This window comes from Georgenia satyanarayanai (assembly GCF_023715365.1).
GTDB classification, from domain to species: Bacteria; Actinomycetota; Actinomycetes; order Actinomycetales; family Actinomycetaceae; genus Oceanitalea; species Oceanitalea satyanarayanai_B.
This window is the reverse complement of sequence record NZ_JAMBNZ010000007.1, coordinates 181,490-208,130: the sequence shown is the minus strand read 5'-3', so window position 1 is coordinate 208,130 and position 26,641 is coordinate 181,490. Positions and strand designations below refer to the sequence as shown.

Here is a 26,641-nt window from a genome sequence, read left to right as displayed (position 1 = left end):
GCGGGGGGCAGGGGGCGGGGTTAGTTCTCGGGCGTGAGCCAGAGGGCTCCCAGCGGGGGGATGCGGAGGCGCGCTGACGCCGGGCGGCCGTTCCACGGGAGCTCCTCGGCCACCACGCGGCCGAGGTTGCCCACGCCCGAGCCGCCGTACTCCTCGGCGTCGGTGTTGAGGATCTCCACCCAGGTGCCCGCGTGGGGCAGGCCCACCCGGTAGTCCTCGTGCGGGGCGCCGGCGAAGTTGACGATGCACGCGACGTCGCGCCCCGTCCCTGAGGGGTCGGTGCGCAGGAAGCTGATGACGTTGTGGTCGCCGTCGCCCGCCTCGATCCACTGGAAGCCGGCGGGGGAGAAGTCGTCGGCGTAGAGCGCGGGGTGGGCGCGGTAGACGTCGTTGAGGCGGCGCACAAGGTCGGCCGTCCCGGCGTGGGCCGGGTTGTCGAGCAGGTGCCAGTCCAGCCCGCGGGACTCCGACCACTCCTCCTCCTGGGCGAACTCCCCACCCATGAAGAGCAGCTGCTTGCCCGGGTGGGACCACTGGTAGGCGAGCAGCGCGCGCACGCCGGCGAGCTGCTGCCAGCGGTCACCGGGCATCTTGCGCACGAGCGAGCCCTTGCCGTGGACGACCTCGTCGTGGCTCAGCGGCAGGACGAACTGCTCGGAGAAGGCGTAGACGAGGGAGAAGGTCAGCTCCCCGTGGTGGTAGCGCCGGTTGATCGGCTCCTCCGCGAGGTAGCGCAGGGTGTCGTTCATCCAGCCCATGTTCCACTTGAGCCCGTAGCCGAGGCCGCCCTGGTCGGTGGGGGCGCTGACGCCCGGCCACGCGGTGGACTCCTCGGCGATCATGACGATCCCCGGGACCCGGCGGTAGGCGGTCGCGTTGGTCTCCTGGAGGAAGCTGATCGCCTCGAGGTTCTCCCGGCCGCCGTGCTCGTTGGGCCGCCACTGGCCGGGCTGACGGGAGTAGTCGAGGTAGAGCATCGAGGCGACGGCGTCCACGCGCAGGCCGTCGATGTGGAACTCCTCGAGCCAGTACAGCGCGTTGGCGACGAGGAAGTTGCGCACCTCGCGCCGCCCGAAGTTGAAGACGAGGGTGCCCCAGTCGGGCTGCTCCCCGCGCAGCGGGTCCGGGTCCTCGTACAGCGGCGTGCCGTCGAAGCGGGCCAGTGCCCAGCTGTCCTTGGGGAAGTGCGCCGGGACCCAGTCCATGATGACGCCGATGCCGGCCTGGTGGAACGCGTCGACGAGGTAGCGGAAGTCGTCGGGCCCGCCCATCCGCGCCGTCGGGGCGTAGTAGGAGGTCACCTGGTAGCCCCACGAGCCGCCGAAGGGGTGCTCGGCGACCGGCATGAACTCCACGTGGGTGAATCCGAGCCCCGCGACGTAGTCGACGAGGTCGACGGCGAGATCCCGGTAGCTCAGGCCGGGACGCCACGAGGCGAGGTGGACCTCGTACACGCTCATGGGGCCGGAGTGCGGGTCGGTCGCGGCGCGACGGGCGATCCACTCCTCGTCCTGCCACTCGTAGTGGGACTCGGTGACGACCGACGCCGTGGCCGGCGGGTGCTCCGCGGCGCGGGCCATCGGGTCGGCCTTCTCGTGCCACGTGCCGTCGCGGTACTGGATCTCGAACTTGTACCGGGCACCGGAGCCGACCCCCGGCAGGAAGATCTCCCACACCCCGGTGGAGCCGAGGGACCGCATCGCTGCCGTGCGCCCGTCCCAGGAATTGAAGTCGCCCTTGACGCGCACGGCGCGCGCGTTGGGGGCCCACACCGCGAAGGAGGTGCCGGTGACGTCGCCGAGCGCGGAGGGGTAGCGGCGCACGTGGGCGCCCAGGACGTTCCACAGCTCCTCGTGGCGCCCCTCGCCGACGAGGTGGAGGTCCAGCTCGCCGAGGGTGGGCAGGAAGCGGTACGGGTCGTCGGTCTGATGGGTCTCGGTCCCGTAGGTGGCCTCGACGCGGTAGTCGGGCACCTCGGTGCCGGGCACCGTGGTCACCCACACGCCCTCGGCCTCGTGCTCGAAGGGCTGGCGGCCGTCGGCGGTGACGAGGACGACGGCGTCGGCCAGGGGCCGCAACGTGCGGATGGTGACGGCGTCCTGGCCGACGTGCGGGCCGAGGACGTCGTGCGGCTGGTGGTGCAGGCCGGCGGCGACGGCGTGGAGGACGCCGTGGTCGACGGGGGCAGGTCCGGGGCCGGTGGGGGCGGGGGCCGGTGCCGGGCGCTCGTCATTGGTCATGTCGTCCACTCTTCCATCACGTCCGTGCTGTCGCGCGAGAAAGGTCACGGGGCGGTCGTCCCGAGCAGCCGCCGCACCCCGCTCACGGGGATGGACAGCCATGCGGGCCGGTTGCGCGCCTCGTAGACCGCTTCGTACAGGGCCTTGTCGAGCTCGAGGGCGGCGAGGAGCTCGGCGTCCTCCCGCGGGTCGCGGCCCGCCTCGCGGGCGTAGCCGTCGAGGAAGGCGCCGCATGCCCGGGCCACCCAGTCCCCGGCCACCTCGGCGCCGTGCTCGCGCTGGGCCGCGCCGGCGGCGTAGTCGAGGGAGCGCAGCATGCCGGCGACGTCGCGCAGGGCGAGGTCGGGGGCGGTGCGCTCGCCCAGCGGCCGCAGCGGCTCGCCCTCGAAGTCGAGCAGCAGCCACCCGCGCCCGGGTGCCTCGATGACCTGCCCGAGGTGGAGGTCGCCGTGGATGCGCTGCAGCCCCGGCCACGTGGCGTTCTCGGTGCGGGCGTAGAGGGCGGCGATCGCCTCGCGGTGCTCCTCGAGCTCGGGCGCCTCGAGCAGCGCGGCGGTGGCCCGGTCGCGCCACGTGGAGCGCAGGTGGGCACGGACCGGCTCGGTGGCCTCGTGGGTGGGGAAGGCGGCCGAGAGGTCGCGGTGGACGGAGGCGACGGCGGCACCCAGGTGCGCGGCCCGCTCGCCGAGGTGCTCGCCGTCGGTGGCGGCACGCACGGCCACCCGCCACGCGTCCTCGACGCCGGGCAGGAACTCCTGGGCGAAGGCGAGGTGCCCGTGCTGGCGCTCCCCGGCGGGGCCGGTCCACTCCCCGTAGAGGTCCCCGAGCGGGGCGGGCACGCGCGTGCTGCCCGCGGCGGCCAGCGCCTCCTGGACGACGACGTCGGGGTTGCGGCCGTCGGCCAGCACCCGGAACACCTTGCAGATGACCGGCGGGCCGTCCTCGCCCTCGACGATGATCGAGGTGTTGGACTGCTCCCCGCGCAGCACCCGCATCTGCTCACCGCCGGTGTGGGCGCCCATCGCGCCGTCGCCGCTCGCCCGGTGACCCGAGGCGCGTCCGTACTGCGCCCCTCCGTCGGACTCGACCGTGCCGCCCTCGAGGATCGTCGTGAGGAGCAGCCGTGCGTAGACGGGGTCGTGGCAGCCGTCGTAGATCCACCGGGGGCCGAGCTCGGAGTGCTCGGCCTGCGCGACGAGCGCGTGCTCGAGCTCGGGCACCGGCGCGCCGCGGTAGGTGAGCGGCACCTGGTAGACGACGGGGGAGGGGCCGCCGTCGTCCTGGACGAGCCAGGTCTCCACGCCCACCTCGCCGTCCGGGTCCCGGTGGCGCAGGCCGCCGACGCGGCGCAGCAGCGGCGTGCGGCCCTTGGCCGTGTACCAGCGCTGCCGCGCGACCCACTCCGGCAGGAAGTCGGGGAACGGCGGGGTGAGGGTGGGCATCAGGGCTCCCGGTAGGCAGCGGGTGGCAGCGGCTCGTGCGGGGTGCCCGCCGAGGGGGCGCTCGCCGGGGGCGGGGCCACGGGCGTGGCCACCGGATCGACCCGGAGCCAGAAGAAGTCGCGCGAGCCGAGGGTGACCGTCACCCGGCCGCCCGCGTCCATGGCCGGGAAGACCGCCCCGCCGAAGATGTCCGTCAGCTGCCGCCCGGCGAACCGCGGCGCCTGGATGTGGGCGGCGCGCGGGGTGTTGGCGAGGTTCATGACGCAGAGGATCGCCTCGTTCTCGTCCTCGCGGACGAAGACGAGGACGGCGTCGTTGTCCACCTCGAGGAACTCGAAGCTGCCGGTCCCGAACACCGGGTGGGCGCGGCGCACCTCGAGGATGCCGCGCACCCAGTGGAGCAGGGAGGTGGGCGTCGCGTACTGCGCCTCGACGTTGACCGCCTGGTAGTGGTTGACCAGCGACTGGACGAGCGGCAGGTAGAGCTTGCCCGGGTCGGCGGTGGAGAAGCCGGCGTTGCGGTCCGGGGACCACTGCATGGGCGTGCGCACGGCGTCCCGGTCGGGCAGCCAGATGTTGTCACCCATCCCGATCTCGTCGCCGTAGTACAGGTACGGGCTGCCCGGCAGGGACAGGAGAAGCGCGTGCGCGAGCTCGATCTCGGCGCGGGAGTTGCCCAGCAGCGGGGACAGCCGCCGCCGGATGCCGACGTTCGCGCGCATGCGCGGGTCCTCGGCGTACCAGCCGTACATGGCGGCGCGCTCCTCGGTGGAGACCATCTCGAGGGTGAGCTCGTCGTGGTTGCGCAGGAAGGTGGCCCACTGGGCACCCTGCGGGATCGCCGGGGTGTCGGCGAGGATGTCGCGGATCGCGTGCGCCCGCTGCTCGCGCAGCGCGTAGAACAGGCGCGGCATCACCGGGAAGTGGAAGCACATGTGGCACTCGGGCGCGGTCTCGGTGCCGTAGTACTCGACGACGTCCTCGGGCCACTGGTTCGCCTCGGCGAGGATGAGCGTGCCCGGGAACTCCCGGTCGACCATCGCGCGCAGGTCACGGATGAACTCGTGGGTGCGCGGGAGGTTCTCGCAGTTCGTCCCCTCCTCCTCGAAGAGGTAGGGCACGGCGTCGAGCCGGAAGCCGTCCACGCCCAAGCGGCACCAGAACCGGACGACGTCGTGCATCGCCTCGATGACCTTGGGGTTCTCGAAGTTGAGATCCGGCTGGTGGGAGAAGAAGCGGTGCCAGTAGTACTGGCGGCGCACCGGGTCGAAGGACCAGTTCGAGGTCTCGGTGTCGACGAAGATGATGCGGGCGTCGCCGTACTTGGTGTTGTCGTCGCTCCATACGTAGAAGTCGCCGTAGGGGCCGTCGGGCATCGCCCGGGAGGCCTGGAACCACGGGTGCTGGTCGCTCGTGTGGTTCATGACGAGGTCGATGATGATCCGCAGCCCACGCGAGTGGGCCTCCTCGAGGAGCTCCTGGAAGTCCTCGACGGTGCCGTACTCCGAGGCCACCGCGGTGTAGTCCGCGACGTCGTAGCCGCCGTCGCGCAGCGGCGAGGGGTAGAAGGGCGGGATCCACAGGCAGTCGACGCCCAGCCACTGGAGGTAGTCGAGGCGGTCGATGAGCCCGCGCAGGTCACCGGTCCCCGAGCCGTCGGAGTCGCCGAAGGCCCGCAGCAGGACCTCGTAGAACACCGCGGTGCGGTACCACTCGGGGTCGTTGGTGAGGCCGGGGCGCTGCCCGCCCCCGAGCCGCGGGATGGGGTCGGTGCGGGCGGTCAGGGCCCGCACGGGGTTGCTCGGGCTCACAGCGACCTCACCGACAGGACGTGCGCGCAGCGCTGGTGGGGGTCGAGCCGGACGTAGGGCTGACGGCCCCAGAAGTAGGTCTCGCCGGACAGCTCGTCGGTCGCCGCCAGGAGCGGGGTGCCCGGGTCGCTGCCCGGCGCCGGCTCGGGCAGGCCGAGCGCGGTGAGGTCGAGGTCGATGGTGCCCTCCCGGGTGGTGAAGGGGTCGAGGGTGAGGACGACGACGACGGTGTCGGCCTGGCCCGTCGGCGACAGGTGGGCGGGCAGGTGCCGCGAGAAGCACACGGTCGCGTCGTCCGTCGTCGGGTGGACGGTGAGCCCGCGCAGCCGCTGCAGCGCCGGGTGGGCACGGCGGGTGCGGTTGAGCTGGGTGAGGAGGTGGGAGATGCCGATGTGCTCGGCCCGGGACCAGTCACGGGCCTTGAGCTCGTACTTCTCGTTGTCGATCTGCTCCTCGGCACCGGGCCGGGCGACGTTCTCGACGAGCTCGTAGCCGGAGTAGATGCCCCACGTCGGTGAGCCGGTCGCCGCGAGCACCGCGCGGATCGCAAAGGCCGCCACCCCGCCGGTCTGCATGTACGGGGTGAGGATGTCGTGGGTCGTGGGCCAGAAGCTCGGCCGCAGCACGTCGGAGGTCTCGCCTGCCACCTCCTCGAGGTACTCGGCCACCTCCTCCTTCGTCGTGCGCCAGGTGAAGTACGTGTAGGACTGGTGGAAGCCCACGGCCGCGAGGGTCCGCATCATCGCGGGGCGGGTGAAGGCCTCGGAGAGGAAGACGACCTCGGGGTGGGACTCGCGCACGTCGGTGAGGATGCGCTGCCAGAAGTCGAGGGGCTTGGTGTGGGGGTTGTCGACCCGGAAGGCGGTGACGCCGTGGTCGATCCACACCTGGAGCACGTCGCGGACCGCGTGGTAGATGCCCTCGGGGTCGTTGTCGAAGTTGAGCGGGTAGATGTCCTGGTACTTCTTGGGCGGGTTCTCGGCGTAGGCGATGGTGCCGTCCGCCCGGTGGGTGAACCACTCGGGGTGCTCGGTGACCCACGGGTGGTCCGGGGAGGCCTGGAGTGCGATGTCGAGGGCCACCTCCATGCCGAGCTCGCGGGCGCGGGCGACGAAGGCGTCGAAGTCCGCGAAGGTGCCGAGCTCGGGGTGGATGGCGTCGTGGCCGCCCTCGGGCGAGCCGATGCCGTAGGGCGAGCCCGGGTCACCCGGCTGGGCGGTGAGGGTGTTGTTGCGGCCCTTGCGGTTCGTCGTGCCGATCGGGTGGACCGGGGTGAGGTAGACGACGTCGAAGCCCATGTCGGCGATCGCCGGCAGACGCTCGGCGGCGGTGCGCAGCGTCCCGGAGACCCAGCCGCCCTTCTCGGGGTCGAAGCGCGCCCCCTCGGAGCGCGGGAAGAACTCGTACCAGGAGCCGACGAGCGCGAGCGGGCGGTCCACCCGCAGGGGGTAGGCGGCGCTCGGGGTGACGTGCTCGCGCACCGGGTGGGCGGCGAGGGCGTCGCGGACCTCCTCGGCGGTGCCCGCGGCGAGCCGGGCGGCCGGCGGGCGGCCGGCGTCGCGCAGGGCGGTGACGGCGTCGGTGAGGACGGTGCGCGCCCCGGCGGGCAGCTCGGGCCGGGCGGCGGCGGCCTCGAGGAGCAGCGCCCCCTCGGTGAGCATGAGCTCGACGTCGACGCCGGCGTTCACCTTGAGCGGCGCGTCGTGCAGCCACGTGCCGTACGGGTCGGACCAGCCCTCGACGTGGAAGGTCCAGTCGCCCACGCGGTCGGGGACGAGCCAGGCCTCCATGTGGTCCAGGCCCGGGTCGACCGGGTCCATCGTCACGCGGCTGTGCTCGACGCCGTCGGGGCCGGTGAGGACGGCGGTGGCGGCGACGGCGTCGTGGCCCTCGCGGAATACGGTCGCGCGTACCCGGACCGCCTCGCCGGTGACGGCCTTGGCGGGCCAGCGCCCGCCCTCGACGACGGGAGCGAGCTCGATGACCGGGATCCGGCCGATGGGGGTGGCCGACGCGGGGCGTGGCACGGCGGACGTGGGCGGCGGCGTGGGCGTGGCTGCTCGCGCCGGGGACTGGGAGGTGCGCTGTGCGTGACTCACGGTCACGAACCTATCGACGTGGCGGGCTGTGGTCGACCGCTGGGCGCCCGGGCTGCGCCGCACGGCGTGGTGGGCCACACTGGCCCGTTGCGCGCTGCCGCGACCCACGCTGAAACTCGCCGTAAGCCGCTGAAAATGTTGCGGGATCGGGGCTACACTCGCTCGCGTGAGAGCCATCCGTCGATTTACCGTCCGCACGGTCCTGCCCGAGCCCCTCGCTCCGCTGGACACCCTCGCCCAGAACCTGCGGTTCTCGTGGCACGAGCCCACCCGGGCCCTGTTCGAGTCGCTCGACCCGGAACGCTGGCAGGCCCTCCACGGCGACCCGATCGAGCTGCTCGGGGAGCTCGGCAAGGCGCGTCTGGAGGAGCTCGCGCGTGACGAGGCGCTCGTCGCCCGCGTCCACGAGCTCGACGCCGACCTGCGCGAGTACCTCGAGCAGCCCCGCTGGTACCAGGAGTCCTTCCACGCCGAGGACAAGCCCGACGCCATCGCCTACTTCTCCGCCGAGTTCGGCATCACCGCGGTGCTGCCGCAGTACTCCGGCGGCCTGGGCATCCTCGCCGGTGACCACCTCAAGTCCGCCTCGGACCTCGGGGTGCCGATCATCGGCGTCGGTCTCCTCTACGGCGCGGGCTACTTCAAGCAGTCCCTCACCCGCGAGGGCTGGCAGCACGAGACCTACCCGCTGCTCGACCCGGACAACCTGCCCCTCACCCTGCTGCGCGAGGCCGACGGAACCCCCGCACGCGTGAGCCTGCCCCTGCCCGGTGGCCACCAGCTGCACGCCCAGGTGTGGCGCGCCGACGTCGGCCGCGTCCCGCTGCTGCTCCTCGACTCCAACATCACGGAGAACGACGAGGCCAGCCGCAAGGTCACCGACCGCCTCTACGGCGGCTCCCCCGAGCACCGCCTCAAGCAGGAGCTCCTCCTCGGCATGGGCGGGATCAAGGCACTGCGCCTGCACGCCCGCCTCACCGGCGGCCCGGCGCCGCAGGTCTACCACGCCAACGAGGGCCACGCCGGCTTCCTCGCCATCGAGCGCATCCGCGAGCTCGTCGAGGCAGAGGGCCTGAGCTTCGAGGCGGCCCTCGAGGCCGTGCGCGGCGGCACCGTCTTCACCACGCACACCCCGGTGCCCGCCGGCATCGACCGCTTCTCCCGCGAGCTCGTCCGCGAGCACTTCAGCGGCTCGGCCGAGCTGCCCGGCGTTCCGGTCGAGAAGATCCTCGCGCTCGGCACCGAGGACTTCGAGGGCGGGGACCGCTCGGTCTACAACATGGCCGTCATGGGCCTGCGCACCGCGCGCCTGGCCAACGGTGTGGCCCGGCTCCACGGCCAGGTCTCCCGCGGGATGTTCCACCAGCTGTGGCCCGGCTTCGACGTCTCCGAGGTGCCGATCACCTCGATCACCAACGGCGTGCACGGCCCCACGTGGACCGACCCGGCCTTCGTCCAGATGGCCGAGTCCTACCTGAGCCCCGAGCAGATCGCGAGCGGGGACGGGTGGCTGCTGCCCGCCGACCAGGGCGGCGTCCCCGATGCCGAGCTGTGGGCGATGCGCCGCACGCTGCGCACGGAGCTGGTGAAGTCCGCGCGCCGCCGGGTGCGCAAGTCCTGGATGGACCGCGGCGCCTCGCCGGCCGAGCTCGGCTGGGTCGAGGACGTCCTGGACCCCGACGTCCTCACCATCGGCTTCGCCCGCCGCGTGCCGACCTACAAGCGCCTCACCCTCATGCTCTCGGACCCCGAGCGACTGCGGAAGCTCCTCACCGACCCCGAGCGGCCCATCCAGATCCTCGTCGCCGGCAAGTCCCACCCCGCCGACGAGCAGGGCATCGGCCTCATCCAGCGGCTCGTGAGCTTCGCCGACGAGGAGGGCGTGCGTGACCGCATCGTCTTCCTGCCGAACTACGACATCGAGATGGCCCAGACCCTGATGCCGGGCTGCGACGTGTGGCTCAACAACCCGCTGCGCCCGCTCGAGGCGTCCGGGACGTCGGGCATGAAGTGCGCGCTCAACGGCGCCCTCAACCTTTCGATCCTCGACGGCTGGTGGGACGAGTGGTACGACGGCCAGAACGGCTGGGCCATCCCCACCGCCGACGGCGTCGAGGACACCCAGCGCCGCGACGCGCTCGAGGCCGCCGCGCTGTACGAGCTGCTTGAGGACACGGTCGTGCCGCGCTTCTACGACCGCGAGAACGGCGTGCCCCAGCACTGGCTCGAGATGGTGCGCCACACCCTGGCGACCCTCGGCCCCAAGGTGCAGGCCACCCGCATGGTGCGCGAGTACGTCGAGCGGCTGTACACGCCGGTCGCCGGCTCCTCCCGCACGCTCAACGGCGCCGGCTTCGCCGAGGCGACAGCCCTCGCGGACTGGAAGGGCCGCGTGCGCGAGGCCTGGCACACCGTGCGCGTGGACCACGTCGAGTCGACCGGTGTGGCGGACGTCGTCAAGGTCGGGGACGTCGTCGGCGTCAGCGCGTACGTGACGCTGGGCGCACTGGCCCCGCAAGACGTCGAGGTTCAGCTCGTCACGGGGCGGGTGGCCGAGGACGACACGCTCGTCGACGTCACCACGCGCCCGCTCGAGCTGCGAGAGACGTACGAGGGTGGCCGCTACGGCTACCAGGGCGAGGTCGAGCTCGAGTTCTCCGGCTCCTTCGGGTACTCGGTGCGCATCGTGCCCACGCACGAGCACGTCGCCGGCACCGCCGAGCTCGCGCTCGTCGCCGCAGCCCAGGCCTGACCCCTCCCGCCGAGAGCTGGATCTCGCCCGTCTGCCCCCTGGGGCTCGGGCGGGGTCCAGCTCTGCGCGCGGGTGGGGCCACCCCCGTTGCGGGTGGGGCTACCCGCTCCCGCCGAGAGCTGGATCTCCCCCGTTCTCAGGGGGTCGCTGTGCGCAGGTCCCGGTCGCCGAGCGGGGTGTCGAGGGTGACGGTCTCCTCCGCGATGACGAGGTCCGCCGTGCACGCCTGGCCGGTCAGCGGGCGGCGCTCCTCGACGTGGGCGGAGACGACGACGGTCTCCGCGGTCTCGTGCACCTCCAAGGGCCCGGCGCGCTGACAGCCCCCGTAGGAGTAGCGGACCGTGACGTGGTGGCCGTCGTCGGACACGGCGACGATCTCGCTGGGGACCACCGTCGTCCGGGAGAAGCCGACGAGCGTCGCGTAGAGCCCGATGGTCACGCCCACGAGCGTGAGCGCGACGACGAGGGTCAGGCTGCTCGCCCGGACCCGGTCGCGTGCCTCACCCGTGAGCCGCTCCACGGCCCCAGTGTCTCAGCGACGGCTGAGGTACGCCCGCATGGTGAGGCCCGCCATTGCCGTCGTCGCGCCCGGCGCAGTGACCTGCGGCTGGGCGTCCAGCGCCGGCGGGCACTCCCAGGCGGAGTCCCACAGCAGCTCGTAGTCGGCGCCCGCGCCCTGGGGCAGGGTGACGTCCTGGGGGTCGAGCGAGCCGTTGAGGACGAGGAGGAGGTCGCCGTCGCCGACGGTGTAGCCCGAGCGGAGCATCTGCAGCACCCGGACGCGGGAGTCGTGCCAGTCGGAGGGGTCCATCTCCTCGGCGTCCGCGCGGTACCAGGCGAGGTCGGGGATGGAGTCGCCCTCGGCGGTGTGCCCGGTGGCGAAGTGCGTGGGCCGCAGCACCGGGTGCTCGCGGCGCAGGCCCAGGAGGTGGCGTGAGGTGGCGAGCAGCTCGGCCTGCCAGGGCCGCAGCTCCCAGTCCACCCACGAGAGCTCGGTGTCCTGGCAGTAGGCGTTGTTGTTGCCCAGCTGGCTGCGGCCGATCTCGTCGCCGGCCGTCACCATGGGGGTGCCGGCGGACAGGAGCAGCGTGCCGAGGAGGTTGCGCACCCCGCGGCGGCGGCCGAGGAGGATGTGCTCGCCGTCCTCGTGCACGGTGGGGGTGGCCCCGGCGCGCACCGCGGCGTCACCGGGTCCGCCGCGCTCGTGGAAGGGGGTGAGGGGGTCGGTGGCGACCGGGCCCTCGACCTCGTGGTTCCACGAACGGTTGTTGTCGCTGCCGTCGCGGTTGTCCTCGCCGTTGGCCTCGTTGTGCTTGCCGTTGTAGGTGACGAGGTCGGCGAGGGTGAAGCCGTCGTGCGCCGTCACGTAGTTGATGCTCGCGAGCGGGCCGCGCCCGCCCGGGACCGAGCCGTGGGCGAAGAGGTCGGCGGAGCCGGCGAGCCGGGTGGCGAGGTCACGCAGGTCCCCTCCGGTGCCGCCGGCCACGCCGGTGGCGGGGTCGCTGAGCCAGAAGGTGCGTACGGCGTCGCGGAAGCGGTCGTTCCAGTCCGCCATGGGGGCGGGGAACTGTCCGGTGCGCCAGCCGCCGGGGCCCACGTCCCACGGCTCGGCGATGAGCTTGACGTGGGAGAGGACCGGGTCGGTGGCGAGAGCGACGAAGAACGGGTGGTGCGGGGTGAACTCCGCGCCGTGGCGGCCCAGCGTCGTGGCGAGGTCGAAACGGAAGCCGTCGACCCCGATCCGCTCGACCCAGTAGCGCAGGGAGTCCAGCGCCATCTGGACCACGCGCACGCGGCGGAAGTCGAGGGAGTTGCCCGTGCCGGTGACGTCGACGAGGTGCGCCGGACGGACGCCGTCGTGCATGTAGTACTCGGTGTTGTCCAGACCGCGCCACGAGAGCGCCGGTCCGCCGTCGCCGCCCTCGGCGGTGTGGTTGTAGACGACGTCGAGGATGACCTCGAGCCCGGCCTCGTGGAGCAGGTGGACCATGCCGCGGACCTCGTCGAGGACGGCGGCCGGGCCCTGCGCCTGCGCGGCCTCGGTGGCGTAGCGCGGCTCGGGGGCGAAGAAGCCGAGGGTGTTGTAGCCCCAGTAGTTCGTCAGGCCCTTCTCGATGAGGAAGGGCTCGTCGCCGGTCGCGTGGATCGGCAGGAGCTCGACGGCGGTGACGCCGAGGTCGCGCAGGTGGGCGATGGTGACCGGGTGCGCCAGGCCGGCGTAGGTGCCGCGCAGGTGCTCGGGCACGCCCGGCAGGCGCCGGGTGAGGCCGCGCACGTGCGCCTCGTAGACGACGGTGCGGTCCCACGGCACGTGGGGGCGGGCGTCGGCGGGCACGACGGGGGGCTCGGGCAGCACGACGCCGTGACGGACGTGGCCCGCGGAGTCGAGGTCGCTGGGGGCCCAGTCGGGGGCCGGGGCGAGATCCTCGTCGACGGCGTGGCCGTAGACCTCGGGGCCGTGGACGAGCTCGCCGGTGACGCCGCGCGCGTAGGGGTCCAGGAGGAGCTTGGCGGGGTTGTGCCGCAGCCCGGCGGCCGGGTCCCAGCGCCCGTGGACGCGCAGGCCGTAGCGCTGGCCGGCGGTGACGCCGGGGACGTGGCCCTGCCACACGCCGTGCTGGCCGCGGTGGAGCGCGAAGCGGCGCTCGCGGTAGGAGCCGTGGTCCTCGTCGAGGAGGCACAGGTCCACGGCCGTGGCGTGCGAGGCGAGCACGGCGACGTCGATGCCGTCGCCCCACAGGTGGGCGCCCAGCGCCGGGGCGCGGCCGGTCACCCGCTGGGCGACGCTGCGGGCGGGACTCGTGCGAACGAATGAAGCGGTCATACTCATGATGGAGCCCATCGTGCCACCCTGCGTGGCGATCGTGGCGCGGCTTGCGGGTGAGATGTACCGCGGGCCCGGCAGCTCAGGTCTGGGGGGCATTGGCCGATAGGGATGTCTTGACGGTGTGACGGGCCGTGTCGGCAGGAGGCCGCCGGAGGTGGCAGGCTTGGGCCATGAGGATCGTCGTGTGCGTCAAGCATGTCCCCGATGTCCAGTCCGAGCGCGCGCTGGACGATGACGGCCACCTCGTGCGTGGTCTCGACGACGTCCTCAACGAGCTCGACGAGAACGCCGTCGAGGCCGCCGTGAGCCTCGTCGAGGAGCACGGCGGGGAGGTCGTCGTCCTCACGATGGGTCCCGACGACGCCGAGGACGCCGTGCGGCGCGGCCTGCAGATGGGCGCCGACCGCGGCGTCCACGTGAGCGACGAGTCGCTCGCCGGCTCCGACGCCGTCGCCACCGCCCGCGTCCTGGCCGCCGCCGTGCGCACGCTCCAGGGCGAGGCAGCGGTCGACCTCGTCGTCACCGGCATGGCCTCCCTCGACGGCCTCACCTCGATGCTGCCCGCGGCGCTCGCCGCCGCCCTCGACCTGCCCCCGCTCACGCTCGCCAGCGAGCTCACCGTCACCGGCGGCCGCGTGCGCGTGCGTCGCGAGATCGGCTCCGCCGTCGAGGTCCTCGAGGCGCCGCTGCCCGCCCTCGTGTCGGTCACCGACCAGGCCAACGAGCCCCGCTACCCGGCGTTCCGGGCGATCAAGGCCGCCCGCAAGAAGCCGGTCGACACGTGGTCGCTCGCCGACCTCGGCCTCGCTGCACCCGAGCCGGCGACGGCGGTGCTCTCCGCCGCGGAGCGTCCCGCCCGCGAGCAGGGCCGCATCGTCACCGACTCCGGGGACGCCGGACGGCAGCTGGCCGAGTTCCTCATCGACGCCAAGCTCGTCTGACCGACCCCGCCCACCAGGAAGGCACCATGACCCAGGGACCTGTGCTCGTCGTCGTCGACCACCACGAGGGCGCGCTCACGCCGCCCTCGACCGAGGTGCTCACTGCCGCGCGGGCCCTCGCGGCCGGTGCGGCCGTGGCGGCGGTGTGGTTGGGGGAGGAGGGCCCGGGGGAGGCGGCGCGCGAGGTGCTCGGCCGCTTCGGGGTCAGCACCGTCCACGTGCCCGAGCTCGGCGGCCTCCCCCCGCAGCTCACCGCCGTCGCGACCGAGGCCGTGGCCGCCGTCGTCGCGGCGACGTCCCCACAGGCCGTGCTGCTCGTGTCGACCTACGCCGGCAAGGAACTCGCCGCCGGCCTGGCGATCACGGTGGGAACCGGTGCGGTCGTCGACGCGGACCGCGTCGAGCGGCGCGCGGAGGGTGTCGCGGCGGGCAAGACCGTCCTCGGCGCCTCCTGGGAGACGGTGTGCGCGGTGACCGGGCCGCTGCCCGTCGTCGCGCTGCGCCCGGCCGCGGTGGACGCCGAGCCGGCGCCGGCGGCGGGTGAGCCCGCGGTCGTGCGCGTGCCGGTCGAGCTCACCGGCCGGGCCCGCGCCGTCTCCGTCGTCGAGCGCACCGAGCACCCCACGACCGGGCAGGTGCCGCTCACTGACGCGCAGACCGTCGTCGTCGGCGGCCGCGGCACGGGCGGGGACTTCACCGCCGTCGAGGAGCTCGCCGAGCTGCTCGGGGGCGCCGTGGGCGCCACCCGGGACGTCACCGACGAGGGCTGGCGCGAGCACTCGGCGCAGGTCGGGCAGACGGGCGTCACCGTCGCGCCGCGCCTGTACATCGGCGTCGGGGTGTCCGGCGCTGTCCACCACACGGTGGGGATGCGGGCCGCGCAGACCGTCGTCGCCGTCAACACCGATCCCGAGGCCCCGATCTTCGAGCTCGCCGACTTCGGCGTCGTCGGCGCCGCCGAGGACGTGCTCCCGCAGGCCATCGAAACGATCCGCACCCACCAGCGAACCTGACCCCCCATCCCACCCCACCCCACCTCTCTCGAGCGCATATGCGCGAAAAGTGCGGCCCGGACACTGTCCGGACCGCACTTTTCCCGCATATGCGGGCGGGTGTTCGGGGTCAGCCGGCGTAGAGGATGTCGACGACGAAGACGAGGGTGGAGTTGGGGGGGATCGTGCCGTTGTCCTGGTCCTTGTAGCCGAGCTCGGGGGGGATGACCATGACGACCTGGCTGCCGACGGTCTGCCCGAGCAGGGCGGTGTCCCAGCCCTCGATGACCTGACCCGCGCCGGCCTCCAGGGGGAACGGGACGCCCTTGGACCACGAGGAGTCGAAGGGCGTGCCGTCCCACAGCCAGCCGCTGTACTGGACGAAGACGTAGTCGCCCTCCTCGACCTCCTCGCCCTCGCCCTTGATCGTGGGCGCGGCGACGAGCTCGGTGGGGGCCTCGCCGTCGACGGGCTCGATGCTCGGCTCGCCGTTCTCGGCGAGCGTGACGGCCGGGACGCCCTCGGGGGCCTCGACCGCGGTGCCCTCGGCGCGGCTGCGGGCGTCGACGACCTCCAGCGCCATGATCGCGGCCGCGGCCTGCGTGGGGCTGGCGAAGAGGACGCGCGCGCCGACCTGCTGGCCGATGAGGACGTCGTTGAGCGCCGGCACGGTCATCTCGTCACTGACGACGAGAGGCTGCGGCCCACCCTCGTAGGTCGAGTCGAGGACCTCGCCGTTCTCGCCGTTGACCTGGATGAAGTCGACGACGAGGAGCTGGCCCTCGGTGATCTCCTCGCCGTCACCGGGGGAGGCGACGACGGCGGCGCTGCCGGTGACGTTGAGGGGCTGCTCGAAGGTGAGGGTCGGCTCACCGCCGGCCTCGCCCTCGACGGTGACGCCCTCGAGCGCAGCGACGTCCTCCGGCGCGTTGCCGGCCTCCGCCCCGGCCGACTCGGACTCGGTGGCGGTGGGCGTCTGGGAGGCGGCGGGCTCGGCCTCGCCGTCGTCGCTCGAGCAGCCGGCGAGGAGGAGGAGCGCGGCCAGGGCAGCGGCGGTGGTGGCAGTGGCGGATCGGCGCACAGGGAGTCCTTCGTGTGGTCGTACGTGCCGCTCCGGCGGCACCCGGACCAGGGTAGGCGGTGTTCCTGGGAGATCGCCCACAGTCGGGCACCGCTTCGTAGACTCGGGGCCATGGCCTACCTCGACCACGCGGCAACGACTCCCGTCCGGCCGGAGGTCGCGGCCCGCTACGCCGAGGAGCTGACCCGCGGCGGCAACCCGTCCTCGCTCCACACGGTGGGGCGCGACGCGCGCCGCCGCCTGGAGGAGGCGCGCGAGGAGCTCGCCGCGGCGCTCGGCGCGGAGCCGGCCGAGGTCGTCTTCACCTCCGGCGGCACCGAGGCGGACAACCTCGCGGTCAAGGGCGCCGTCTATGCCCACCCCTCGCCGCGCCCGCGGCTGCTCGTCAGCGCCGTCGAGCACCACGCCGTGCTCGACGCCGCGGGCTGGCTGGGCGAGCGCGGGCTCGCGGACGTCACGGTGCTGCCCGTCACCGGGGACGGCGCCCTCGACCTCGTCGCTGCCCGCACCGCCCTGGCAGGCGGCGAGGCCCCGGCGCTCGTGTCGGTCATGTGGGCGAACAACGAGACGGGCGTCGTCCAACCGGTCGAGGAGCTCGTCGTGCTCGCGGGTGACGTGCCCGTCCACTCCGACGCCGTTCAGGCCGTCGCGCACCTGCCGGTGCGCTTCGGCTCGAGCGGGCTCGCGGCGATGTCGGTGACCGGCCACAAGCTCGGCGGCCCGGTGGGCACCGGGGCGCTCGTGGCGCGCCGCGAGCTGGCGCTGGCGCCCGTGCACCACGGGGGCGGGCAGGAGCGCGGCGTGCGCTCGGGCACGCTCGACGTCGCCGGCGCTCGCGCCCTGGCGCTCGCGGTGAGCCTGGCGGTGGCGGACCGGGAGGCGGAGAGTGCCCGCCTGGCCGCGCTGCGCGACCGGCTCGTGGCCGGGGCGCTCGCCGCGGTGGACGGGCTGCGCCTCACCGGGGCCGGTGCGCCGCGGCTGCCCCAGGTCGCCCACCTCACCGTCGAGGGCGCCGACGCCGACTCCCTCCTCTTCGGCCTCGACATGGCCGGGGTCAACGCCTCGGCCGGCTCGGCCTGCTCCGCGGGCGTGCAGGAGGCCTCCTTCGTCCTCAGCGCGATGGGCTACCCGCCTGAGCTCGCCCGCTCGGCGCTGCGCTTCTCCCTCGGCCGCACGACCACCGAGGCCGACGTCGACGCCGTCCTCGCCGCCCTGCCCGACGTCGTGTCCCGCTCCCGCGCCGCGAACGCCGCCCGCACCTAGCACCGCCCGCCGTCAGGGCCGGTCGGCCACCCGGCGCAGGAGCGCCGCGGCGACCTTGCGCCAGGGCGGGCGGAACGCGTACACCCCCGCGAGGCGCAGCCGGGTGGCCAGGGCGTAGGCGTCGACGCGGTCGCCGGGCACCTCGCCCACGCCCGCGAGGAAGCCGGCCCGGGCCGCCGCCGCGACGCCCGGGGTCAGCAGGCCCTGCGCCTGCCGCAGCTCGAGGTGGACGAGGAGGTTCGCGACGTCCAGCGCGCGCTCCCCGACGGCGAGGGTGTCGACGTCGATCATCCCGACGGTTCCGGCGTCGTCGAGGAGGAGCTGCTTGTCGTGGAGGTCGCGGTGCAGGACGCCGAGGGGCGGGTCGGCGGGAACGCGCTCCAGGGCCGCGGTCACGTGCGCGGTGGCGCGGGTGACGAGGGCGGGGTCGAGCAGGCCGTGGGCGACGGCGGGACGCAGCCAGTCCGCGGCGGCGCCGAGCTCCTCGGTGGCGCCGTGGCGTGCGGTGACCCGGTCGCGTGGCGCCTCGTGGAGGTGGCGGACGGCGCGGCCGGCGGCCTCCCAGGCCCTCCGCGCCTTCTCGGGCGCCCACTCGTCCGCGCCGAGGTCGTGGAAGGTGCGGCCGGGCACGACGCTCCACCGCAGGATGCCGCGTCCCACGTCGGCGGTGTCGAGCAGCCGTGGCACGGGGACGACGTCCCCGACGAGCTCGGCGACGAGGCTGCCGCGCCGGGCGAGACCGGCAGCCCTGCTCCCGCGCACCACCTTGGCGAACTCGCGGGCCGAGCCGTCCTGCGCACCGAGGCGGACGACCGCGCGGCGTCCGGGCCGGTGGGCGACCAGGCGGGCACCGTCCTCGGCGAGCACCTCGGGCAGGGCGCGCAGGCGTGCGTCGGCGCCGCCCGGCTGGAGGAGGACGTCCCCGGCCACCCGGGCCGGTGCGGGCGTGGTGGCCGCGGCGGAGTCGAGAGCGGCCGGGTCGGCGAACCACTGGCCCGCCACGGTCGTCCCGTCCTCGGCCGCGAGCTCGAGGAGCGCGTGCCCCGTCCCGCGGGGCCACGCGCGCACCAGCTGGTAGCGGTGGGCGCCGGCGAGGACGAGCTCCGGCAGGCGGGAGTGCTGCGCGGGAGGGATCCGGCTGTCGGTGGGTGGGGTCGGGGGCGCGGCGGGCGGGACGGCCTCGGGGGTCACGACGTGAGCTCCTCGGCGACGGCGACGAGACGGGCGACGCCGTCGAACCAGTCGGGGCGGTGACGGCGGAAGGGCTCGACGGCGCGCTGGAGGACGGCCGCCGCGCAGTGGAGCCGCAGGACCCGCTCGTCGACCTCCCCGCCCGCGGCGGTGTACCCGGTGAGCAGCGGGGCGAGCACCCGCGCGGGGTCTCCCGCCTCCGCACCGGTCGCGACGAGCGCGCCGTACCAGGAGCCGAGGTCGGCGAGGGGGTCGTCGAGCGCGACCCGGTCGAGGTCGATGAGGGTGAGCGGGGCCTGGCCGGGGGCCGCCGCGTCCGGTGCCGTGCCCGCGGCGACGTCGGGCCGCACGACGAGCTGGTCGGCCGAGAGGTCCCCGTGCACCACGCTCACGACCCCGCGCCCAGCCAGGCCCGCACGGACCCGCTCGGCCGCCACCTGTGCGGCGTCTGCGGACGCCGGCGCCACCGCGCGCACGGCCGACACCGAGGCCCCCAGCTGGGCGTCCCGGTCCACCCGGTCCAGACGCTCGTCCCGGGCCTCGCGGTGGACCGCCGCCGCCAGCGCGCCGGCCTGCGCCCACAGCGCCTCCGCGCCGCTGAGCCGGTCGAGCGAGGTCCCCGGCACCCAGGCGGTGCGCACCGTGCCGCGGCGCCGCCGCACCGCGGTGAGGGCGGGCACGGGCAGCCCGGCCAGCGCCCGGTGGCCGGCGAGGACGCCACCGGTCCTTCCCGGGTGGTACACGCGTACCAGCTCACCCGGCTCCCGGCCGTCCTCGATCCGCGCCACCCAGCGGCGGCCGGGCCGGTAGACGAGCGGAGTCACGCCGTCGGCGTCCCGCAGCACGCGGCGCACACCGGGCAGCCGCCGGTCCGCCGTGACGTCACCGACCGCCACACCGAGCGCGCCGTCCACGACGGCGCCCCGGCCGACGTCGTCGGCCTCCCCGGCCCGGCGCACCTTGGCGAGCTTGTCCGCCGAGCCCGCGCGCAGGGCGAGGGCCTGGGCGAAGGAGGTGACGCCGTCGTCGTCGGTGAGGACGAGCCCGGCGAGGAGCGAGGTGCCCGGCTTGTAGCGCAGGTAGGCGACGCGCGCCTCGCGCACGCCCCAGCCCGGTGCCAGGCGGCGGACCAGGCCGAGCGGCGCGAGCAGGTCGCGCAGGCCGGGGAGCGCGGGGTCGGCGGCGGCGAGGCGAGCATCGGCCGGTGCGAGGTCGAGCATCAGGCGCCCTTCCGGTCGGGGACGACGACGGGCCGCTGGTGCCGCTGCGGGTCGAGCAGTGCGAGGCGGGAGCCGGGCGTGGCCATGAGCGCGGCAGGACGGCCGTGCTCGACGACCCGGCCGCGCTCGAGGACGACGACCTCGTCGCAGCCCAGCGCGTCGGCCAGGGTGTGGGTGATGACGACGGTGGTGCGCCCGGCGGCGAGCCGGTCGACCGCCTGGAAGACCTCCGCGGAGTTCTTCGGGTCCAGCCCGGTGGTCGCCTCGTCGAGGACGATGATCGGCGCGTCGCGGAGCATGGCGCGGGCGATGGCCACGCGCTGGCGCTGTCCGCCGGAGAGCGTGTCGCCGCGCTCACCGACCAGGGTCCCGTAGCCCTCGGGGAGCCGGGTGATGAACTGGTGGGCGTTGGCGGCCCGTGCGGCGGCCTCGACCTCCTCCGGGGTGGCGCCGGGCCGGCCCATCTCGATGTTCTCGGCGATCGTGCCGTGGAAGAGGACCGACTCCTGGAGGACGACGGCCACGTGGGCGCGCAGCGACTCGAGGGTGACGTCGCGCAGGTCGTGCCCGTCGAGCGTGACCGCGCCGCTCACCGGGTCCTGCAGCCGCAGGAGCAGCCCGGCGAGGGTGGACTTGCCGGAGCCGGAGTGCCCGACGACGGCGACCTTCGTGCCGGGCAGGATGCGCAGCGACACGTCGTCCAGGGCCTTGTCGACGCCGGTGTAGGAGGCGGTGACGTGCTTCAGGCGGATCTCCCCGGCGAGCCGCTTGATCGTGTAGGCCTTGGCGGAGTCGGTGACGTCCTGCTCGGTGTGCATGATGTCGAGGATCCGCTCGCCGGACGCGGCGGCCTTGGCGATGCGGCCGGTGTACTTCGCGAGGTCGCGCATCGGCTTGAAGGCGCTCTTGAGGTACTGGACGAAGACGACGAGCTCACCGGGCGTGAGCCGTCCCCGCACCACCGACCAGCCACCGACGAGGAGGACGACGCCGGTGGCCACGCCCACGAGGAGGTCGGTCTTGCGCTCGAGCGCCGCCGAGAGGCGGGTGGCGCGCACGCCCTCCGTGAGCTCCTTGGCGCCCGAGGCCGCGAAGGTCGACTCGAGCCGCTCGGCGAGCGAGTAGGCCTGGACCACCTTGATGGCACCGAGCGACTCCCCGGCCGCGCCCGCGAGGTCACCCTCGCGGCGCCGCTGCTGACGGGAGGCGGAGGTGATCTTGCGGGTGGAGCGGGATGAGGACAGCGCGAAGAGCGGGAAGGCGGCGACGACGACGAGCGCGAGTCGCCAGTCGAGGATCACCATGACCGTCACCATCGCCACGAGGGTGATGACGTTGCCGATGAGCGGCATCGCGGCGGTGACGGCGACGTCGCGCAGCCGTCCGACGTCGGTGATGAGCCGGGTGATGAGGTCGCCGCCGCGCGCGGAGCTGTGGAAGCGCAGGGACAGGCGCAGCACGTGGCCGTAGACCTGGGCCCGCACCGAGGTCATGGCGCGGGTCCCGGCGAGCGCGAAGCACACCGTCATGACGTAGGCCGCCAGGGCGCGCAGTCCCGCGACGGCGACGACGGCGATCGCCGCCCACACGAGGAGCGTGACGAGGCCCGGGTCCTGCGCGGCGCCGGGCGCGATGACGGCGTCGATGACGAACTTCAGCGGCCACGGCTCGAGGAGCCGGAAGGCCACCTCGGCGAAGAGCGCGACGAAGCCGCCGGCGACGACCGTCCGGTGCGGCCGCAGGTGCGGGCGCAGGAAGGTCCAGATCCGGCGCAGCGAAGGCACGATCGAGCGCAGCTCGGCGGCGGGCTTGCGGGTGGCCATCAGCTGCCCACCCCCGCCGGCTCCCGGGCCGCCAGCGGCAGCCCGGCCGCCGCGAGCGAGCGCTCGACGACGTGCGTCCACGTGTGCCCGGAGGTCACGTGCGCCCGCGCCGCGGCCCCGACCCTCTCGCGCAGGCCGGCGTCGGTGGCCAGCTCGCGCAGCGCCTCGGCCAGCGCCGCCGGGTCCGAGCCCGGGACGAGGAAACCGGTACGCGCGTGCTCGACGACGCCCGGCAGCTGCCCGACGGCGGAGGCGACGACGGGCAGCCCGGCGGCCATGTACTCGTAGACCTTGAGCGGGGAGAAGTACCCCTCGCCCGCGGCGGGGTAGGGCGCGGTGGCGACGTCCATCCGGTGGAGCAGGGCGGGCACGTCGACGGGTGCGACGGCGCCGGTCGTCTCGACGGCCCCCTCGGTCCCCAGGGCGCGCGCCTGCTCGCGCAGCGCCTGCGCCTGCGGGCCGTCACCGACGAGCAGCAGCCGTGCCTCCGGCACCGAGCGCCGCAGCAGCGCGTGGGCCTCGAGCAGCGTCTCGGTCCCGTGCCACGGCTTGAGGGTCCCGACGAAACCGACCGTGAAGGGCCGGGCCGGGCGGCCCGCGGCAGGGACGATGCGCTCGACGTCCACCCCGTTCGCCTCGACGACGACGGCGGGCCGGTCGGCGCGCGCGGTGCCCGCCAGCTGCTCGCGCACCCAGGTGGCGACCGGTTCGGAGACGCACACGACGACGCTCGCGTCGGTGGCGGCCTGCCGCACGACGGCGTGGGCCGCATCCGCGTGGACGAGCCCGCGGTGGCGGGCCTGCTCGTCGGGCAATGGGGCGTTGACCTCGAGGACGGCGGGCACGCCGTGCTCCCGGGCGTAGGCGGTGCCCGCGGTGCTCCACAGCGAGTAGCGCTCGTAGACGGCGTCGAAGGGACCAGCGGCGGTGACGGCGGCCAGCAGGTCGCCGTCGGCGGCCATCGCGCGGCGCTCGCGGTCGGCGACGTCCTCCCCGCGGACGCGGCCCAGCTCGTGGACGGTGAGCCGGCCCGCGGCCCGGGCGGCCGCGGCGGCCGGCCACGGCTCCCCGCCGGTGCGCCGGCAGAAGAGGTCGATCTCGTGACCCGCCTCGAGGAGGACGCGCACGACCTCCTGGACGTGGACGGAGGCTCCCTTGGTGCCGAAGACCGGGATGCCGGGATCGGCGCAGACGTAGGCGATCCGCATCAGCGCACCTCCTGCGCGGGCGAGATCCAGCTGTCGGCGACATCCGGGGTGTCGGCGGACGCGACCACCCTCGCGCCGAGCGCTGAGGTGTTCCTCGCCCGGGTGGCACGCTCGAGGGCCGCGACCTGACGGCGGGTGTCGAACTCGCGCTCGACGAGCGCGCGGGCGGCGCGGATGAGGCGCTCGCGCAGCGCGGCGTCGTCGAGCACGCGGATGATCGCGTCGGCCAGGCCCACGGGATCGTGCTGCCCGACCTGCAGCCCGGTCTCCTCGTGCCGCACGGCCTCGGTGATGCCGGTGACGTCGGTCGACACGCACGGCGTGCCGAGCGCCATCGCCTCGAGGAGCACGGTGGGCAGGCCGTCGGCGTTGCCGTCGGAGCCGACGACGCAGGGCGCGGCGAAGACGCCGGCGCTCGCGACGTGAGCGCGGACCTCGTGCTGGGGCAGCGGCCCGGTGAGCTCGACGAGCCCCTCGAGTCCGAGCGCGGTGACCTGGGCCCGCAGCTCGGCCTCCTTCTCCCCGCCGCCGACGATCCTGCAGCGCAGCGGCCGGCCGCGGTCGCGCAGGTGGGCGAGCGCGTCGACGAGGACGTCGAAGCCCTTCTTCTCCACGAGGCGACCGACGGCGACGACGTCCGTGCCGCCGTCGTCGTCCACCGCCGGGGGCGTGAAGGGGAAGTCGGTGAGGTTCAGGCCGTTGTAGATGCGGTGCAACCGCGTCGCCGCGACTGCCTCGGGGTAGGTGGTGCGCAGGTGGCGCTCGTTGAAGTCGCTGATCGTCACGACATGGTGGGCGCCGGCGATCTTGCGGGCCAGGTCCGCGGGGTCCACCGAGGAGTGGAAGATGTCCTTGGCGTGCGCGGTGAAGGAGTACGGCACGCCGGTGAGAAGCGAGGTGAGCCGCGCGACCGTCGTCGCGAGCGAGGCGAAGTGCGCGTGCAGGTGGGTGATCCCGCGGCGCACGACCATGACGGCGAGCGAGAGCGCCTGGCCGGCGTCGGAGGCCTCGGCCGCGAGCAGCTCGGGCAGGGCGCGGTGCAGCAGCGGCAGCTCCGGGGCGGCCGCCCGCAGCGCGTCCCACAGCTCCTCGGGCTTGCGGGCCCGGGGCACGTAGGTGACGGGGGCGCGCACCTCGGCCAGGGCGCTGTGGAAGCGCGGGTCCACCGGCGGGCGCAGCGAGAACACCTCGAGGCCCGCGCCGCGAGCCTCGCGGCCCAGCAGCTCGGAGACGATGAAGGTCTCGGAGAACCGGGGGTACATCTTGAGCACGTAGCCGACTCGCTCAGGCGACATCGGTCTCCTCCTTCATGGCGACGAGACTGGCAAGCAGGTGGGGCAGGCGCGCGAGGCCGTCGAGGTCGACGGCGTCACCCGGCCGTCCGCCGTCGGGAGGGGCGGTGACGGCGCGCGCGAGCCACTGCTCGAGAGCGGGCGGGTCGAGCCGGTCCGGCGGCAGGTGGTCGAGGACGCCGACGGCGGTGAGCAGGCGGGCGCGCACGAGCTGCTCCTGGCGGGGGCGCACGCGGGGCACGACGAGCAGCCGGGCGCCGAGGGCGAGCGCCTCGCACACCGTGTTGTACCCGCCCATGGAGACGACGGCGGCGGCGCCGCCGATGAGGGCCTCGGCGTCCTCGACGTAGGTGCGGACGGTGAGGTCGGTGCGGTGGGCGGCGATCTCGGTGACCCGGCGGACGTCGTCGGCGGGCATCTGCGGGCCGGTGACGAGAACGCCGTGGTGGCCGGCCGGCATGGCGCTGCGGACGAAGGCCTCGGCGAGGTGGGCGCCGTCTGAGCCGCCGCCGACCATCGCGAGGACGTAGGGGCTGGCGACCTCGGTGACGGCCGGCCCGCCCTGGCGGCCGGTGGCGAGGTAGCCGGTGTGGACGGTGCGCGCGGCGGGCAGGTCGAGCTCGGCGGCGAGGTCGTGGACGGCGCGGTCCCCGTAGACCCACACCTGGTCGTACCAGCGGCGCAGCGCCTGGGCCCCGCGGTCGGTGTCCCACTCGCGGCGGGAGGTGACGGCGTCGTCCAGGACATCGCGCAGCCCCAGGACGATGCGGGTGCCGGCGGCGCGCAGGAGGTCGAGGGCGGGCTCGAGCTCGCCGAGGAAGCCGCGGAGGTGCTTGTCGACGACGAGGACGTCGGGCCGGAAGGAGGACAGCGCCGCGGTGAGGATGCTGCGCCGCATGTGCCGGATGTGCGCCTCGTCCACGGAGAGGTGGCGGGCGGAGTAGGCGCCGGTGGCGTCCTTGGCGAGCGCGGGCAGGGAGACGAGGTCGCAGTGCGCGGGGCGGTGCGCGGTGACCGCCTCCGGGGCGCCGGTGAGGAGGAGGACGTCCGGCGCCGGGCCGAGGGTGGTGAGCGCCCGGGCGATCGCGAGGTTGCGGCGGACATGACCGAGACCGAGGGCGTCGTGCGAGTACAGCGCGACGCGCAGCCGCCGGCCGCGGGGCGCGCTGCCCGGGTGCGGGCCGGCCAGGCCGGTGGGCCTGGTGGTGGTCGTGGTCATGCGGGGTCTCCCTTCTCACGTCGCGCCGGGGAGCTGGTCCGCGGCATGCCAGGAAGTTCATCGCGTCAAGGTGAGCCCTCCGTGACGGGCAGATGAGACCCCTCTCATCCGCCCGGCCGGGCAGCGGCCGTCCACCCCGGGGTCGCCGCCCCCACCAGGACGTGCAGCGGCGCGTCCGTCGGCCTAGCGTGGCCGGCACCGGGCCGTCGGACGCGGCCCATGCCGGCCGCTCGACGTCCGCCCACGAGAGGGAACGAGACATGACCGTCAGCACGATCGCCGTCGTCGGCCTCGGCGCCATGGGTCTGCCCATGGCGACACGGCTCGCAGAGACGTTCACCGTCCACGGGTACGACGTCGACCCCGACCGCTGCGCGCAGGCGCAGGAGCACGGGGTGAGGGCGAACGGCTCCGCACGCTCGGCCGCAGCCACGGCGGACGCCGTGCTCCTCGCGGTCCGCGACGCCGCGCAGCTGGAGGAGGTGCTGCACGGCAGCGACGGCCTGGTGGCTGTCCTGCCACCCGGTGCGCTGGTCGTCCTCACCTCGACCATCGGGATCGACGCCGTGCGCGCCGTCGCCGACGACCTCGCCGCGGCGGGCCTCCATCTCGTCGACGCGCCGATCTCCGGGGGCCCGGCCCGGGCCGGCGCCGGGGACCTGCTCATCACTGTGGGGGCGACCGACGAGGCCTTCACGCTCGCCACACCGGTCCTGGACCGGCTCGCCTCGACCCTGGAGCGCATCGGCTCACGGCCGGGGGACGGCCAGGCGATGAAGACGGTCAACCAGCTGCTGTGCGGGGTGCACATCGCAGCTGCGGCCGAGGCCCTGGCGCTGGCCGAGGCGCTCGGGCTCGACCCGGCCCGGGCCTTGCGCACCCTCGGGGCAGGGGCGGCCGCATCCTTCATGCTCGGCGACCGCGGGCCGCGCATGCTCCAGGCCTACGACGACGAGGACCCGGAGGTGCGCAGCCGCGTGGACGTCTTCGTCAAGGACATGGGGATCGTCACCCGCGCCGCCCGGGGGGTCGGTCTGGCCACCCCCGTCGCCGCCGCGGCCGAGCAGCTCTACCTCATCGGCCAGGCCCACGGCCTGGGCGCCGCCGACGACTCGACGATCATCAGGATGATCGCCCCGCAGCCCGGCTGACGCGGCCCCGAGCTCCGGAGCCCGAGGTCCCCGGACGACCGGGACACGTGCCACGCGCCCGGAGGCGGGGCGGGGCCGAGACCCGGGGC

General features: G+C 74.5%; 18 protein-coding genes. 5 read left to right on the top strand and 13 right to left on the bottom strand.

Features of this window, described 5'->3' with window-relative positions:
* Positions 1-20: 20 nt before the first annotated feature.
* From glgB to M3148_RS10850, 4 genes are read right to left on the bottom strand one after another with little or no spacing between them, the layout of a single operon-like run.
* Positions 21-2,240 carry a 1,4-alpha-glucan branching protein GlgB gene (gene glgB, locus M3148_RS10865; protein WP_251304713.1) on the bottom strand — a complete coding sequence of 740 codons (2,220 nt, stop codon included), beginning with the start codon at positions 2,238-2,240 and terminating at the stop codon, positions 21-23.
* Between the two features lie 44 nt (positions 2,241-2,284).
* A complete protein-coding gene (locus M3148_RS10860) occupies positions 2,285-3,682 on the bottom strand; it encodes a maltokinase N-terminal cap-like domain-containing protein (RefSeq protein WP_251304712.1) in 1,398 nt (465 codons plus the stop codon).
* Positions 3,682-5,475, bottom strand: coding sequence for a maltose alpha-D-glucosyltransferase (gene treS, locus M3148_RS10855; RefSeq protein WP_440136924.1), 1,794 nt, complete (start codon positions 5,473-5,475; stop codon positions 3,682-3,684). Before treS ends, M3148_RS10860 begins: the two co-directional genes overlap by 1 nt.
* A gap of 14 nt (positions 5,476-5,489) precedes the next feature.
* Positions 5,490-7,592, bottom strand: coding sequence for an alpha-1,4-glucan--maltose-1-phosphate maltosyltransferase (locus M3148_RS10850; RefSeq protein WP_440136922.1), 2,103 nt, complete (start codon positions 7,590-7,592; stop codon positions 5,490-5,492).
* Between the two features lie 166 nt (positions 7,593-7,758).
* Here M3148_RS10850 and glgP point away from each other — a divergent pair, with 166 nt between their 5' ends.
* A complete protein-coding gene (gene glgP / locus M3148_RS10845) occupies positions 7,759-10,344 on the top strand; it encodes an alpha-glucan family phosphorylase (RefSeq protein WP_251304711.1) in 2,586 nt (861 codons plus the stop codon).
* A gap of 136 nt (positions 10,345-10,480) precedes the next feature.
* Here glgP and M3148_RS10840 read toward each other — a convergent pair whose 3' ends face one another.
* Positions 10,481-10,864 carry a hypothetical protein gene (locus tag M3148_RS10840; protein WP_251304710.1) on the bottom strand — a complete coding sequence of 128 codons (384 nt, stop codon included), beginning with the start codon at positions 10,862-10,864 and terminating at the stop codon, positions 10,481-10,483.
* A gap of 12 nt (positions 10,865-10,876) precedes the next feature.
* Complete coding sequence (gene glgX / locus M3148_RS10835) at positions 10,877-13,168, bottom strand: glycogen debranching protein GlgX (RefSeq protein ID WP_251304709.1); 2,292 nt, start codon at positions 13,166-13,168, stop codon at positions 10,877-10,879.
* A gap of 173 nt (positions 13,169-13,341) precedes the next feature.
* Here glgX and M3148_RS10830 point away from each other — a divergent pair, with 173 nt between their 5' ends.
* Both M3148_RS10830 and M3148_RS10825 read left to right on the top strand, forming a co-directional pair.
* Positions 13,342-14,112 carry an electron transfer flavoprotein subunit beta/FixA family protein gene (locus M3148_RS10830; protein ID WP_251304708.1) on the top strand — a complete coding sequence of 257 codons (771 nt, stop codon included), beginning with the start codon at positions 13,342-13,344 and terminating at the stop codon, positions 14,110-14,112.
* A gap of 26 nt (positions 14,113-14,138) precedes the next feature.
* Positions 14,139-15,125 carry an electron transfer flavoprotein subunit alpha/FixB family protein gene (locus tag M3148_RS10825; RefSeq protein WP_251304707.1) on the top strand — a complete coding sequence of 329 codons (987 nt, stop codon included), beginning with the start codon at positions 14,139-14,141 and terminating at the stop codon, positions 15,123-15,125.
* A 109-nt stretch (positions 15,126-15,234) separates the two neighbouring features.
* Here the strand turns inward: M3148_RS10825 and M3148_RS10820 are convergent, their stop codons facing one another.
* A complete protein-coding gene (locus M3148_RS10820; protein ID WP_251304706.1) occupies positions 15,235-16,185 on the bottom strand; it encodes an FKBP-type peptidyl-prolyl cis-trans isomerase in 951 nt (316 codons plus the stop codon).
* A gap of 111 nt (positions 16,186-16,296) precedes the next feature.
* Here M3148_RS10820 and M3148_RS10815 point away from each other — a divergent pair, with 111 nt between their 5' ends.
* Positions 16,297-17,448 carry a cysteine desulfurase family protein gene (locus M3148_RS10815; protein WP_251304705.1) on the top strand — a complete coding sequence of 384 codons (1,152 nt, stop codon included), beginning with the start codon at positions 16,297-16,299 and terminating at the stop codon, positions 17,446-17,448.
* A 12-nt stretch (positions 17,449-17,460) separates the two neighbouring features.
* On the opposite strand, the gene M3148_RS10810 is transcribed toward M3148_RS10815, so the two are convergent.
* From M3148_RS10810 to M3148_RS17945, 6 genes are read right to left on the bottom strand one after another with little or no spacing between them, the layout of a single operon-like run.
* Positions 17,461-18,639 carry a phosphotransferase gene (locus M3148_RS10810; protein WP_251304704.1) on the bottom strand — a complete coding sequence of 393 codons (1,179 nt, stop codon included), beginning with the start codon at positions 18,637-18,639 and terminating at the stop codon, positions 17,461-17,463.
* Complete coding sequence (locus tag M3148_RS10805) at positions 18,636-19,859, bottom strand: phosphotransferase (RefSeq protein ID WP_251304703.1); 1,224 nt, start codon at positions 19,857-19,859, stop codon at positions 18,636-18,638. Before M3148_RS10805 ends, M3148_RS10810 begins: the two co-directional genes overlap by 4 nt.
* Positions 19,859-21,682: an ABC transporter ATP-binding protein gene (locus tag M3148_RS10800; RefSeq protein WP_251304702.1), complete on the bottom strand. Its 1,824-nt coding sequence runs from the start codon at positions 21,680-21,682 to the stop codon at positions 19,859-19,861. The genes M3148_RS10805 and M3148_RS10800 overlap by 1 nt, the downstream gene beginning before the upstream one ends.
* Positions 21,682-22,890 (bottom strand): glycosyltransferase family 4 protein, encoded by a 1,209-nt coding sequence (locus M3148_RS10795; protein WP_251304701.1) that lies wholly within the window; start codon positions 22,888-22,890, stop codon positions 21,682-21,684. The genes M3148_RS10800 and M3148_RS10795 overlap by 1 nt, the downstream gene beginning before the upstream one ends.
* The gene (locus tag M3148_RS10790) at positions 22,890-24,185 is read right to left on the bottom strand and encodes a glycosyltransferase family 4 protein (protein ID WP_251304700.1); all 1,296 of its coding nucleotides are present in this window, start codon (positions 24,183-24,185) and stop codon (positions 22,890-22,892) included. The genes M3148_RS10795 and M3148_RS10790 overlap by 1 nt, the downstream gene beginning before the upstream one ends.
* Positions 24,175-25,401 (bottom strand): glycosyltransferase family protein, encoded by a 1,227-nt coding sequence (locus M3148_RS17945; protein ID WP_285884180.1) that lies wholly within the window; start codon positions 25,399-25,401, stop codon positions 24,175-24,177. Before M3148_RS17945 ends, M3148_RS10790 begins: the two co-directional genes overlap by 11 nt.
* 260 nt (positions 25,402-25,661) lie before the next feature.
* Between M3148_RS17945 and M3148_RS10780 the strand changes: the two genes are divergently transcribed.
* On the top strand, positions 25,662-26,552 hold the full coding sequence (locus tag M3148_RS10780) for an NAD(P)-dependent oxidoreductase (protein WP_251304699.1): 891 nt from the start codon (positions 25,662-25,664) through the stop codon (positions 26,550-26,552).
* Positions 26,553-26,641 lie beyond the last annotated feature (89 nt).

What these genes read in the sequence shown, in the direction of transcription:
- glgB (WP_251304713.1), bottom strand. Translation starts at nt 2,240, where the DNA reads ATGACCAATGACGAGCGCCCGGCACCGGCCCCCGCCCCCACCGGCCCC.
- M3148_RS10860 (WP_251304712.1), bottom strand. Translation starts at nt 3,682, where the DNA reads ATGCCCACCCTCACCCCGCCGTTCCCCGACTTCCTGCCGGAGTGGGTC.
- glgX (WP_251304709.1), bottom strand. Translation starts at nt 13,168, where the DNA reads ATGACCGCTTCATTCGTTCGCACGAGTCCCGCCCGCAGCGTCGCCCAG.
- M3148_RS10830 (WP_251304708.1), top strand. Translation starts at nt 13,342, where the DNA reads ATGAGGATCGTCGTGTGCGTCAAGCATGTCCCCGATGTCCAGTCCGAG.
- M3148_RS10825 (WP_251304707.1), top strand. Translation starts at nt 14,139, where the DNA reads ATGACCCAGGGACCTGTGCTCGTCGTCGTCGACCACCACGAGGGCGCG.
- M3148_RS10815 (WP_251304705.1), top strand. Translation starts at nt 16,297, where the DNA reads ATGGCCTACCTCGACCACGCGGCAACGACTCCCGTCCGGCCGGAGGTC.
- M3148_RS10805 (WP_251304703.1), bottom strand. Translation starts at nt 19,859, where the DNA reads ATGCTCGACCTCGCACCGGCCGATGCTCGCCTCGCCGCCGCCGACCCC.
- M3148_RS10800 (WP_251304702.1), bottom strand. Translation starts at nt 21,682, where the DNA reads ATGGCCACCCGCAAGCCCGCCGCCGAGCTGCGCTCGATCGTGCCTTCG.
- M3148_RS10795 (WP_251304701.1), bottom strand. Translation starts at nt 22,890, where the DNA reads ATGCGGATCGCCTACGTCTGCGCCGATCCCGGCATCCCGGTCTTCGGC.
- M3148_RS10790 (WP_251304700.1), bottom strand. Translation starts at nt 24,185, where the DNA reads ATGTCGCCTGAGCGAGTCGGCTACGTGCTCAAGATGTACCCCCGGTTC.
- M3148_RS17945 (WP_285884180.1), bottom strand. Translation starts at nt 25,401, where the DNA reads ATGACCACGACCACCACCAGGCCCACCGGCCTGGCCGGCCCGCACCCG.
- M3148_RS10780 (WP_251304699.1), top strand. Translation starts at nt 25,662, where the DNA reads ATGACCGTCAGCACGATCGCCGTCGTCGGCCTCGGCGCCATGGGTCTG.